This is a genomic window from Adhaeribacter rhizoryzae (assembly GCF_008629685.1).
Lineage (GTDB): Bacteria > Bacteroidota > Bacteroidia > Cytophagales > Hymenobacteraceae > Adhaeribacter > Adhaeribacter rhizoryzae.
This window is the reverse complement of the sequence record NZ_VWSF01000043.1, coordinates 1-12,417: the sequence shown is the minus strand read 5'-3', so window position 1 is coordinate 12,417 and position 12,417 is coordinate 1. Positions and strand designations below refer to the sequence as shown.

The 12,417-nt window shown below is 45.6% G+C and carries 9 protein-coding genes and 1 pseudogene; 5 read left to right on the top strand and 5 right to left on the bottom strand.

The window, feature by feature from the left end:
* Positions 1-433: 433 nt before the first annotated feature.
* Positions 434-1,369: a sugar phosphate isomerase/epimerase family protein gene (locus tag F0145_RS25835; RefSeq protein WP_150093560.1), complete on the bottom strand. Its 936-nt coding sequence runs from the start codon at positions 1,367-1,369 to the stop codon at positions 434-436.
* Between the two features lie 198 nt (positions 1,370-1,567).
* On the opposite strand from F0145_RS25835, the gene F0145_RS25830 reads away from it, so the two are divergent.
* The 5 genes from F0145_RS25830 (at position 1,568) to F0145_RS25810 (ending at position 6,488) form a co-directional block, all read left to right on the top strand.
* Positions 1,568-3,232 (top strand): M1 family metallopeptidase, encoded by a 1,665-nt coding sequence (locus F0145_RS25830; RefSeq protein ID WP_150093558.1) that lies wholly within the window; start codon positions 1,568-1,570, stop codon positions 3,230-3,232.
* 222 nt (positions 3,233-3,454) lie between these two features.
* Entirely contained in the window at positions 3,455-3,838 is a 384-nt protein-coding gene (locus tag F0145_RS25825) for a DUF5946 family protein (RefSeq protein WP_150093556.1), read from the top strand.
* Positions 3,839-4,298: 460 nt separating this feature from the next.
* Positions 4,299-4,664, top strand: a complete 366-nt coding sequence (locus F0145_RS25820) for a DUF2200 domain-containing protein (RefSeq protein WP_150093554.1) — start codon at positions 4,299-4,301, stop codon at positions 4,662-4,664.
* Between the two features lie 324 nt (positions 4,665-4,988).
* Positions 4,989-5,996, top strand: coding sequence for a glycoside hydrolase family 43 protein (locus F0145_RS25815; RefSeq protein ID WP_150093552.1), 1,008 nt, complete (start codon positions 4,989-4,991; stop codon positions 5,994-5,996).
* A 171-nt stretch (positions 5,997-6,167) separates the two neighbouring features.
* Complete coding sequence (locus F0145_RS25810) at positions 6,168-6,488, top strand: DUF3817 domain-containing protein (protein ID WP_150093549.1); 321 nt, start codon at positions 6,168-6,170, stop codon at positions 6,486-6,488.
* 343 nt (positions 6,489-6,831) lie between these two features.
* Here F0145_RS25810 and F0145_RS25805 read toward each other — a convergent pair whose 3' ends face one another.
* The 4 genes and pseudogenes from F0145_RS25805 to F0145_RS26425 all read right to left on the bottom strand — a co-directional run.
* On the bottom strand, positions 6,832-7,737 hold the full coding sequence (locus tag F0145_RS25805; RefSeq protein WP_150093547.1) for a DUF4249 domain-containing protein: 906 nt from the start codon (positions 7,735-7,737) through the stop codon (positions 6,832-6,834).
* Between the two features lie 12 nt (positions 7,738-7,749).
* On the bottom strand, positions 7,750-10,098 hold the full coding sequence (locus F0145_RS25800) for a TonB-dependent receptor (protein WP_150093545.1): 2,349 nt from the start codon (positions 10,096-10,098) through the stop codon (positions 7,750-7,752).
* Positions 10,099-10,895: 797 nt separating this feature from the next.
* On the bottom strand, positions 10,896-11,825 hold the full coding sequence (locus tag F0145_RS25795; protein ID WP_223816244.1) for an FAD:protein FMN transferase: 930 nt from the start codon (positions 11,823-11,825) through the stop codon (positions 10,896-10,898).
* Between the two features lie 253 nt (positions 11,826-12,078).
* Positions 12,079-12,417 (bottom strand): annotated as a pseudogene (locus F0145_RS26425) (IS4-like element ISSysp3 family transposase); the annotation flags it as partial.

Genomic DNA, 12,417 nt, shown 5'->3' with positions numbered 1-12,417 from the left:
GTTATGCAGCAGACGGTAGTAACTCCGCTGCTCGGCTTCGCTCGCACTTAGCTGATGTATCACCACACTTTGCTTTTCTATTATCTTTTCTACTACTTGCTTGACCCGTCGCTCTATCCGAATATTGCTAAATATTGCATCTGCCATTTACCCCCAACAGCTCCCCGCTCCATTTTGTGTCCTAATCGTAGCCCTAAATTAGGGAAGGTGTTGCGGCTAATGCATAGGATAGGCCTAAATTTGGCATTAGCCGGGCTCCCAGCCTTGGCTAAGGAGGGGCAGGGGTGGTTTGATACTAAATATATCTAAAAGCTGAAGTAAGATAACCCGCAACTGCGAGCATTGGTAACAATTATTCTTAAAGTGCTTATGCAGAAAAAGTTCGTTATAAATGCATTAACGAGCCAATTCCGGCAAAATAAAATATTATTCTTTAAACATTTTTAGTAGCAGCTTTCATTTTAGCCAAGGCAGTTTGGGCTACCAGCAAAGCATCCTGGGCATAGTAACCTTTGTTAAACACTTCAAAGGAAATAATCAGCGGCTTATCGGGTTGGCGGAGAGCTTGCAGAATGCGGCCGATGGGGGCTACACCCTCGCCGGTATAAATGCGGTCGGCATCGGTAATGGTGGCCGGCGAAGAACTGGCGCTGTAATCGTTAACGTGGAATATTTCGATGCCGGGTTTGCCCACCAGGTGCAGGCTGTCGAGGCTGGTGCCACCTTTATACAAATGGTACACATCGAGCAAAAGCCGGGCCGAAGGGTGGCCGCTTTCGGTGGCAACGTACAATACCTCGCTCAATCGGCTCAAATTCTTCGAAAATCCCCAGAGTTCGAGTTGCGGCACTACGCCGGTTTGGTCGCCTAGTTCCAATATTTTACGGTAGCGTTCGGCGGCTTTTTTCAGATCCAGGCCCGGGTTATTAGTAGCGCCGGCGGGCGGAGCTGCGGTGCGCTTACAGCCCAGTTGCGCCAATAATTCCATTTCGCGCTTCAGCAAATCCAGACCTTTTTGGCGAGCCGAGTCATCATCCACAATCCAGTTGGCAAATCCAATGGCATTTTCTATTTTCAGGCCTAAGTCGTTGATGCGTTTGCGGGCATCGGCAATGGTACCGCCGCCGCTGAGGTAAGCTTCGAGCGAGTTCATCCAAATTTCGACGGAGCGGAATCCGGCTTTAGATGCAGTTTCGAGTTCTTTCACAAAACCTAACTTTTGGCCCATTATGGTGCTCATGTTCAGGCAATAAGTAAAAGCCGGTTTGGGTGCCGGTTTAGCCAAACCTATTTTGGGTAACACCGATAAGCCCACGGCGGCGCCTAATACTTTTAAAGAATTTCTGCGGTTTAATAACGAATCAGCCATACCGTAAAACTAATATTTAAGCATTAAATTACAACCAAGCAGCATAAGAATTCCGGTAGTTAAATCCGCAATATTATTAATTCGGGTAAGCCCACTGGAATTTTAATAGCTAACCTCGTACCTTTAAAAATTGTAGCAGGTTAGCAGCGCCGGCATTATTTTTAAAACGCATGCTGTATTGCCCTTAATTTAAGCCCGATGAAATTTAATTTAAGTACTCATATTTTTTACCGGATAATTGCGCTGGTGTTTTTATTAACCGGAAATTTTTCGGTGCAGGCCCAAACCCCAATATTTACCCGTCAGGATACTTTGCGCGGCTCCATTACACCAGAGCGGGCGTGGTGGGACCTGACTTATTACCACTTGGATATAAAAGTAAACCCTGCCGATAGTACCATCCGGGGTAAAAATACCGTGCAGTACAAGGTGCTGCAGCCCAACCAAACCCTGCAACTAGATTTACAGGCACCCATGCGCATAGAAAAGGTAACCCAAAACGGCAAACCCGTAACGTTTACCCGCGAAGGCAATGCTTATTTTCTGAAACTAACCGAAAAGCAAACGCCCGGCAAAGTAAACAAAGTAGAGGTGATGTACGGCGGCAAGCCGCAGGTGAGCAAAAATCCGCCCTGGAGCGGCGGCGTTACCTGGCGCAAAGATGCCAACGGTAATCCGTTTGTGGCTACTTCGGTGCAAGGCGACGGTGCCAGTTTGTGGTGGCCCTGCAAAGACCATATGTACGACGAGCCCGACAGCATGCTTATTAGTGTAACCGTGCCGCAAAAATTAACCGATGTCTCGAACGGCCGGCTGCGCAAAGTGGTGCAGAACAACGATGGCACCAAAACTTTTCATTGGGCCGTTACCAACCCCATTAACAACTACGGGGTAAATATTAATATTGGCGATTACGTGCATTTCGGGGAGAAATACCCCGGCGAAAAAGGCGTGCTGGATTGCGATTATTACGTGTTGCGCGACAACCTGGAAAAAGCAAAAAAACACTTTGCCGAAGTGCCCCGCATGTTAAAAGCTTTGGAGCACTGGTTTGGCCCGTACCCTTTTTACGAAGACAGTTACAAACTGGTAGAGGTGCCTTACTTAGGCATGGAACACCAAAGCTCGGTTACGTACGGCAATAAATACCAGAACGGTTACCTGGGCAAAGATTTGAGCAAAACCGGCTGGGGCCTGAAGTTCGATTTTATTATTGTGCACGAATCGGGTCACGAGTGGTTTGCCAACAATATTACCTACAAGGATATTGCCGATATGTGGATTCACGAGAGCTTTACGGCTTACTCCGAAAACCTTTTCCTGGATTACCACTTTGGCAAAAAAGCTTCGGCGGAATACGTAATTGGTACCCGCGCCAATATTCAGAACGACCGGCCCATTATTGGTAAGTACGATGTAAACTATGGCGGCTCCGGCGATATGTATTACAAAGGGGCCAACATGCTGCACACGCTTCGACAAATTGTAAACAGCGATGCCAAGTGGCGCAACATTTTGCGCGGCCTGAACAAAACTTTTTACCACCAAACCGTAACTACCCAGCAAATAGAAGATTACCTGAGCAAGCAAACCGGCCGCGACCTGAAATTATTTTTCGACCAATATTTGCGCGACGTGCGGATACCTGTGCTGGAATATACTTTTAAAGATAACAAGCTGCAATACCGCTGGAACAATGCTGTAACCGGGTTTAACATGCCGGTAAAAATATACCTCAACGACAAGGAATTTTGGGTGGAGCCCACCATCAACTGGCAGGAATTAAAAGAAACGCCCGTCAAAGCCAAACTAAAAGTAGACCCTAATTTCTACATAACGGCTTCGGATAAACCCAGAATATAAATCCAGCGGCTCTTTAAAAAAACTCCCATTTTCAGAAGAATAAACCATAGCAACTAATAAGGTAAAAACACTCAAAGTCATAGAAATAGAGGTAATTGCTACAGACACCAAGACCAATTATTATCTAAGCTATAAAGAGAAAAATACGATATTTCAGTATGAGTTGAAAAGCGCAGTAGCCGCTAACAATGTATATTCAAAACCCTTTGATAAGTAAAGAAAATGCAGGATTTATTAGACTATGCAAAAAAGAATGGCATTACTTTACAGCACGAAGGGAATTGTCAGTTTTGTGGCGCCAAGGTATCGCAAGGAGTATGGGAATGCTTGAGCAATATTAACCATATAGCGGAGTTACTTGACTTTAATAACCCAATATATTATGTAACGCGCTTTTTAAGTGTTGATGCTATGGCTTTACAGCACTGCGAAATCCACGGACCTTGGAACAATCATATTCACCTGACCAGACTGTTCCTGATTTTTGAAAAGAACGTAGCGTGGGATTATTCTAAAACGCCACAATTAAGTAACATTATCAATCATTATAAAAAGAATAAATCAGAATTTTTAACACCTCCTCCTCCGACCAAAAAGGCCGACTAACCACATCTGATTTGCTGGTTGCTTCCTCACCCGAGGAATGCATGAAAATTGTAAGGGAATGGGCAATGGAGGTGTACATTTCATTCAAAATACATCACAGTACAGCCGCATTAATTGGTGAAAATTATATTAAGAAGTATCATGCCTGATGAAAACCGTAATTCTGCGAAAATAAAAAGTCTTATTATTGTTAGACCTCGGCTGGTACACCTTAGAATATATCCCTTGCAAGTGCTATTAGGGCAGGATAAGCCTTGTTGAATCCAAGGTTAAATTTTGCTTAAATGGATATTCTCCAAACTGCCTGGAAAGTAATAAATGCCAGCTAATTTTCGAACAAAAGTATTTTAAAGCCGAAGAGCCTGGTGAAAACTGGTTTATCTGTTTGCAAAATGGTATAACTATATTAATTTGTAGCTATTGTTACACTAACGTTTATCCTTCCAAATTAGCATAAACTATGAATATAACACCCGAGCACAATGCCAGAATGGCAAAAATGACATTTGCCTCCGTATATCCGCACTATGTTACAAAAGTAGAGAGCAAAGGCCGGACAAAAGAAGAATTACACCAGGTTATAACCTGGCTAACCGGCTTTGAAGATAAAAAGCTGCAAGAACTGATTGACGAGAAAGTGACTTTTGAAACATTCTTCAGCTATGCAAAATTAAACCCCAACGCGCACCTGATTACAGGCGTGATTTGCGGCTACCGGATAGAAGAAATCGAAAACCCTCTAACCAAACAGGTAAGGTATTTAGACAAGTTAGTGGACGAACTGGCGAAAGGCAAGAAGATGGAGAAGATTCTGCGGCAAGCGTAAGAGCAAACGCCATGGCAGAAACTTATAACGGGTAAATTGCTTCAAAATCGATGCAAGCTATGTGTAAGACCGTTAGTCAGTATTATATTAATTTATCAACCCTAAAAGAAGGCAGGCTTTTACCTGGAAATGTCTTCTTGAATATTTTTTAATTCTGAAGCGGTTTGGCATTTTATCAAATGGAAGCAAACGCTGCCCTTGTTGGGGAGGCACCGGCAAGTAGGCTGGCATCCGCTTTAGAATTGGCGGTGATAACACCACCAATGGCGGCGAATTCTGTTAAAAACACATATACTAAACAGCTTCACTTTTTAAACAAACGCTATGAAAGGTTTTGTATTTACTTTATTAAGTTTCTTGTTTGTTGCCTCAAGCCTGAAAGCCCAGGAAAGTAGGCCGCGGGAAATTCGGAAAAATGTACCCTTAGATTCTATTGTTTTAAGCGATCCTTTTATACTGGCCGATCAGAAAACAAAAATGTATTACATGACCGGAACCGGCGGGATGCTCTGGAAAAGCAAAAATCTGAAGCTTTGGGAGGGGCCTTATCAGGTAACCAAAACCGACCCGACCTCCTGGATGGGGCCAAAACCCATGATTTGGGCGGCCGAAATTCACCCGTATAAAGGCAAGTACTATTATTTTGCCACCTTCACCAATCGGGCTGTAATGATAGATACGGTTAGGGGTAATGCCATCGAGCGGCGGGCCTGCCATGTGCTGGTAAGCGACAAACCAGATGGCCCCTATGTACCCATGAAAGATGCTACTTATTTGCCAGCCAATATGCCTACCCTGGATGGCACGCTTTGGGTAGATAAAGACGGTAAACCCTATATGGTTTATTGCTACGAATGGCTACAGAACTGGAACGGCACAATGGAGAAGATTGAGCTAAAACCCGATTTAAGTGGCACCATTGGTAAAGGAAAAGTTTTGTTTAGAGCCAGCGATTCGCCGTGGAGCCGGGAAAAAGATGAAAATGGCCAGGAGAAACCAAATAAAGTAACCGATGGGCCTTACTTGTTTAAAACCAAAACCGGGCGCTTAGGCATGATCTGGACCAGTTGGATTCATGATGTGTACACCCAAGGCGTGGCTTATTCCAAAAGCGGTACCCTCGACGGCCCCTGGATTCATGAAAAAGAACCGATTACGCCGCTTAATTTTGGTCACGGTATGTTGTTCCACACCCTGGATGGCAAGTTGTTGATGTCCATTCATAGCCATAAAAGCATTAACGGCCGCTACCGCCGCATTCCACATTTGTTCCAGGTAGATTTATCGGGCGATAAGTTAGTGGTAGGCAAGCTTTATAATCCGGAATCGTAAAAAAGACCTGAAGCCTGAAGATAGCAAACACGAGCGGGACACTCGCGCCAGCAAAAAGAGAATTAAGCTAGCAAGAAGGATATTTAAAACTAAAAGAAGCAGTGTATCTGGCGGGTATGTGTTAATTTTGGAGTTTCATTCGTTTACAAGTTTTTACAAATAAAGTAATTCATGAATTCCAATACACAAACTCAATCCAAATCGGCCTTGCACCGCTTCCGGCTTATCGCGGTGCTGGAAGGTATTTCTTACTTAATATTATTGTTAATTGCCATGCCCCTTAAATATCTAGCCGATATGCCGCTAATGGTGAAATACGTGGGCTGGGCGCACGGCGTATTATTTGTGCTCTACGGACTGGCCCTGCTACAGGTATGGATAACTTACAAGTGGTCGTTTTTAAGAACGGTTTGGGCTTTTATTTTATCGTTTATTCCGCTGGGCACTTTCTGGCTCGATAGGCAACTGGCCCGCGAAGAAAAAGGTTATTAACTACTAATAGGCAATATCAAAAAAGAGGTGTAAGCAGTCCAACCCTGTCATTCAGGAGGAACCTATTTGGCAGATTCAGTATCGGTTGCTATGAAGATATCAAATTGAGAAACGATTATAAATAAACTCAATCTCAACATAATTTTGCCAGTAGTAGAAGCTATTGAATCCGCCAAATAGGTTCCTCCTGAATGACAGAAGTGGATTGCTTAGACTTATAAATTGTTTATTTGAAAATTTCGCGGAATATCAGTTTATAAACTATTCAAAGTAATAAAAATGGCCCATCTGGTAAGTACCGGATGGGCTCTTTTATTTGTAGAAAAGCTACTAAATTATTCTATTATTCTACCCGTTTAGAACCTTTTACTTCGTTGTAGGCGGCAAATACGCCCAGACCGCCTTGCAGGTTGGTGTAAATTAAAGTAGGCTCGGCAAAAGGGTTACCATCCGTATCGGCTTGCTGGTAAACCGAGCGGTGGTAGCGGTAATAATGCTGGTCGGTTACGGCCAGAGTGGCGTGGAGCCAGTAAGGTTTTGGCGGCACCTGGGACGCTGGCATTTGCGAGCCGCCCTCGCCGGAAGAAAACAAGCCCCCATCGGTTTTTTCATCGGAATAAATATTTTTGTTTTTATCGTTCCAGCTACTAAAGTAAAAAGGCTCTATCCGGGGTGGGCCATTCGGGTTTATGGGGTCCTGGCTTTCGCGGCTACCGCCCAAAGTACGGTAATAATTTGGCTGGCCGGCCGCATCCTGCCATTTAAACGAAAACACCTCCATAGAAGTGGGCCCACCCGGAAAATCTAAAGCCTTGTTCGTAACCGTAATATCGGTTATGCGCACCCCTTCGGTGCGCGGCACGGTGCAGGAACCCGAAACGGTATAGCCGTCAGGAGCCGCAACGGTTAGGTAATACGTTTTACCCGGCAATACGGGCAGTTTAGAGGCACTCAGCCGGTAAACATCCGGGGTAGGTTCGTATTTTAAAGTAAACGTTTGGCTGCCATCCGATAATTGTACGGTAGCATTTGGTACGCGGGCCTCTTCGCGCGACATGGCTTTGCCCACGGCCGGCTGCGTTTTCTGTAAATTAACCAAGAGTACCGTATCCTGCGGCGAAATAAAAGATACCACGGCCAGCTTCGGTGTTGTATCAATATTTACCTCTTTGGTAACATCGGTTTCGCAAGCGCCCAAGCTCAGCACCAGACCCAAACAAAGCAGCTTATAAATATTCTGTATTTTCATGTTTAGCGGTTCCTAAAACTTAAAACTGTAACTCACCGATGGAATAATGGGGAACAAGGAAGTCTGCTTTACCTTCGTAACCGTTGAACTATCGTTCGGTTGGTATTCCGAGGAGAGATAATAAAAGAAAGGATTCTTGCGGCTGTACAGGTTATAGGCACTAATTTCCCAGGTGCGCTCGCCCCAACGTTTTTTCTTGTGAAACTGAATACCTATATCGAACCGGTGGTAAGCGGCCATCCGGAAACTGTTTTTATCGCCGTATTCGGTTACGTACTGGCCATTCTGATAGAAGCTGCTGGGCTCGTGCGTAGGGGCGGTGTAAGTACTGCGGGGCATGGTAATAGCGTTGCCGGTGCCGTAAACCCAAGTACCCGATAAAGTAATGCGCGACGAAGGCTGGTAAATACCCACTACCGAAATATCGTGGCGGCGGTCGTAGCGGGCGTAATATTTCTTACCGAAGTTGAGGGAATCGAACTGTAATTGCGTCCAGGAGAGCGTGTAGCCGAGCCAGCCCGAGAACTTGCCCACTTTGCGCTGCAATAAAAATTCGGCGCCATAAGACCAGCCCTGGCCCGCCGTAATATTGTTCTCCCAGTTCACCGTTTCCGCCGATTCAGCATCGTCTATCAGCAGGAAACTGGCTCCTTCTTTGTACCCAATAATATTATCTGATTTCTTATAGTAGCCTTCCACAGTTAAAGAAAGGTTCTGTTTCGGGAAATCTTTGGCTACGCCCAGTGCTACTTGTTGCGACCGTTGCGGCGCAATCCGTTTGGTAGAAGGTACCCATAAATCGGTGGGCAGGCCAATGCCGGTGTTACTCAGCAGGTGCACAAACTGGTTCATGGTGGCGTAAGAAGCCTTCAACGACAAATCTTCGAACAAGCGATAACTCACGCCTAAACGTGGTTCCGGCCTAAAGTAAGATTTGCCTTTCACCCCAAAATGACTCAGTCGGATGCCGGCGTTCAGTCGGAATTGCGGAAAAGGCCGGTACGTATCTTCGGCGTACACACCGGTTTCGGTTACATCAATATTCGAAACTTCCCTGACAAATTTATTTATATCGGAATCTTTTACCACCAAAGCGCTGGGCTTAAAGCGATGATAAGTGCTCAGTACGCCCATCCGGATAGCATGCTCCGGGTTAGGCAAATAATCTAAATCGTATTTCAGGCCAATATCGCGGATGCCCGACAAATAATCGAGTTTGAATTCTTCATTTGAGCGGTTTTGTTCTTCCGAAAAAATATTAAACTGGTACTGGCTGTAAATTAGCGAGGCATTGGCGAACAGGCGATCGTTGAATAAGTGGTTCCAGCGCAGGGTACCGGTGGCATTGCCCCAGTCAATACCGGTGCGGGTGCGGTCGCCATCGTCGTATTTTTCGCGCAAGTAAAAACGATCCTGGCCAAAGTAGCCGCTTATGTATAATTTGTTTTTTCGGCCGAAGTCGTAGTTAACTTTGGTGTTGAGGTCGTAGAAATAATAACCGGCTTTGGCTTCTTTGGGCAGAAACGGTTTAATCAGCAAATCGGCGTAGGTGCGGCGCCCGGATACCAGGAACGAAGAAACGCCTTTTTTCAGTGGCCCTTCTACCGTTAACCGCGACGAAATAAGCCCAATGCCGCCTTCGCCGTGCACTTCTTCTTTGTTGCCGTCTTTCATGTTCAGCTCAATCACCGACGATAACCGACCACCGTAACGCGCCGGAAAACCGCCTTTGGTCATTTCCACGCTTTTTAAAGCATCGCCGTTAAACAAAGAGAAAAAGCCAAATAAATGCGAAGCATTGTACACGGTGGCATCGTCTAGGATAATTAGGTTTTGGTCAGGGCCGCCGCCGCGCACGTAAATGCCGCTGTTGCCTTCGCTGCCCTTCTGCACGCCGGGCATCAGTTGCAGCACTTTCATCACGTCTTTTTCGCCGAGCAGGGCCGGAACATTTTTAATTTGGGCAACCGGCACTTCAATATTGCTCATCTGCACCGCTTCGCTTACTTTTTCGCGTTGCTCTGTGCCCACAATTTTTACTTCCTGCAGCACCGCATTCGGCTCCAGTTCTATATTTAATTCGGTGTTTTGCCGGAGTTTTATGCGCCGGATTTCGGGCCGGTAACCTACGTACGAAAAGGCTAACTCAACTGAGTCGGCAGCTGGCAGGGTAAGTGAATAAAAGCCGTAAGTGTTCGAAGCCGTTCCCACGCTGGTGCCGGGCCGGTACACACTCACCCCGATGAGCAATTCCTGACTCCCCTTCTCCCGGACGTAGCCGCTGATGGTGTACTTGTTCTGAGCTAACAGGGGCAACTGGCTGCTGATCAGCAGCAGGATAATCAGAGAAATTCTCGTCATGAAACAGGTGAAAGTTTATATCGAACATAAATATCCAGCTTTAATATATAGAACAAGGGTAATGCAGCAATAACCTGACCAAACTACGGTTTAAAATATATTAGCAGCGGTTATTTGTTGTTAATTAATTGTAAATAAATAACTTGATAATTTTATATATTTTTTACTTCTGTTTTCTCAGGCTATTTATTTCGGGTACGCTAACTGGTTAAGTGTTCGCTTTTAAATAACTTCATACAAAAGCGAACATTAGCAGCCATTAACCTTAGAGCCAAAATGCTGGTCAGTTATTTTATCAGGGCTGAATTTAGAATAGTTGTTTCGGGCATTCAATTTTAAATGGGCGGTTGCCCGAATTAAGCGGGTGAATACCCCAAAATACGCCTTGAATGGTTTTGGCCGGAACGGCAGCATTATAGAAAGGATAGGAATGTAGGCGTTAAATTCATATCCTTACCAAATAGCGGATGCGCTTAAAACCAATTTTGGTCATCCAGAGTTTGTCGAAGGATCTATAAAAGCATTATAAGTCAAAATCAGCTATTTCGACCAGCTCAATAGGACTACAATAATGTAAGCGCATTAACTAATCAATTTTTTGCCCTTGCTTGGGAGGCATTAGCAAGTAGTTAGGCAGAAGCTTTAGAATAATTTACGTTTGCTCGCGCCAGCTTGTAGTTGGTGTGTTTTGAGAGAGGAAGTTTCCAACTTCCGGCCAGTTGAAAACTGGCCTTTATTAGTAGACACAAGTTACGCTTTACTAAACTTGCGCCAGATAGAGTATGTAGGAGCTAAATTTATTCCGTACCTAAAAGTGAAGTGTTGAGTTTTTTGAATCGTCGGGAAAGCCATTGTGGGGTTTGGTCTTTTTCTTGCCGGATAAAAGAAGCTGCCGCTCCCGGTGTTTTATCTGCCAGCGCCAGGCCGTCGGTTGGGCCCAGTACACTAACGGCCGTAGAAAGCCAGTCGGCGGTAAGGCCGTTGCGGGCGACAATGGTAACGCGGCTCTGGTCGGTAAGTCCCAGGCCGGTAAAAGGATTAAGAATATGAGAATAACGAACCCCGTCCAGAATCAGGTACTGGTATAAATCGCCGGAAGTAGCTACCCCCTGGTGTTTTAGCAGTAACTTTAACTGACGGGTATTATCGGTAGGAGCGGTAATGCCCAGGCTTACGGCCCAACCTTTGGTGCCGGGCGGTGGGCGGCTCACCACAATATTGCCTCCGCCATCTATTAGCGCCGATTTAATGCCGTGCTTTCGCAATATTTTCAGCGCTTCGTCCACGGCATAGCCTTTGCCAATGGCACCCATATCCAGTTGCATATTCGGCACCGCTAACTGCACCGTTTTGTTTTTATTATTTAATTTCAGGTGCTGGTAACCTACGGCTTTTCGGGCTTGGGCCAGCGCATCCGGTGTGGGTAATTCTCCTTGCCGCCGGGCCCGACGCCACAGCTGCACGTAAGGCCCAACCGTTACATCAAAAGCGCCTTTTGTCCGCTCCGATACGGCTACCGATTTTTTTAGTACAAACCACAACTCTTTACTTACAGGCACCCACTGGCCCGTACCGGCCGTGCGGCAGAGTTGGTTGAGTTCGCTGTTTGGTTCGTAATCGCTGAGGATGTGATTTAACTCCGCTACCCGGTTAAAGGCGGCTCGTGCGGCTTGACCGGCCTGGGTTGAATCAGAAGCATACAGGGCAATGCGGAAAAGTGTGCCCATGTGTTGCTGGTTGTATTCGAAGCGGGTTAAGGATTGCGATTGTCCTAATATTGGCAAGCATAAAAAGCAGAAAAATAACTTTAAACTTAGTTTTAAAGAAAAACTTGGTTTTAGCATTATTTAAGATCTCAGGATGTTCTCAATAACATTATTCATTCCACTTGGACGATAGTCGGAATCTCGCATCCGGTTGATAATTAGGTTTCGGAATTTCTCATAAGGAACCCCTATTTCTCTCTTATATTGGCTACGATTAGGACACAAATTTTTGGGCCAGGGTCCACCCGTGCAAGATATGCTGGAAGTAATTCCAACCGCGCAAAAGGGTAATCACCCCCGCCTGCTTTTCGTGGGGTTTCCACCCGCCTAATCTGGCTATTATCCAGTAGCACCATTGTAAAGAGTCTTGGGGGTAAGGATTCCGCTGCTTGGCTGTTTTTCCTTCATAACGTTTTTGTAAAGCCTGCAGACAAGCGACTTCTTGCCGGGTAAAGCTTTCTGCCAGCGGCACGGCTTCTTTCTGTTTAGAAGCCAGGTGCAAGAGCATTATCTTGCTAGCGGCAAACAAAGCCAGCAGCGTGAGTTGCACTAA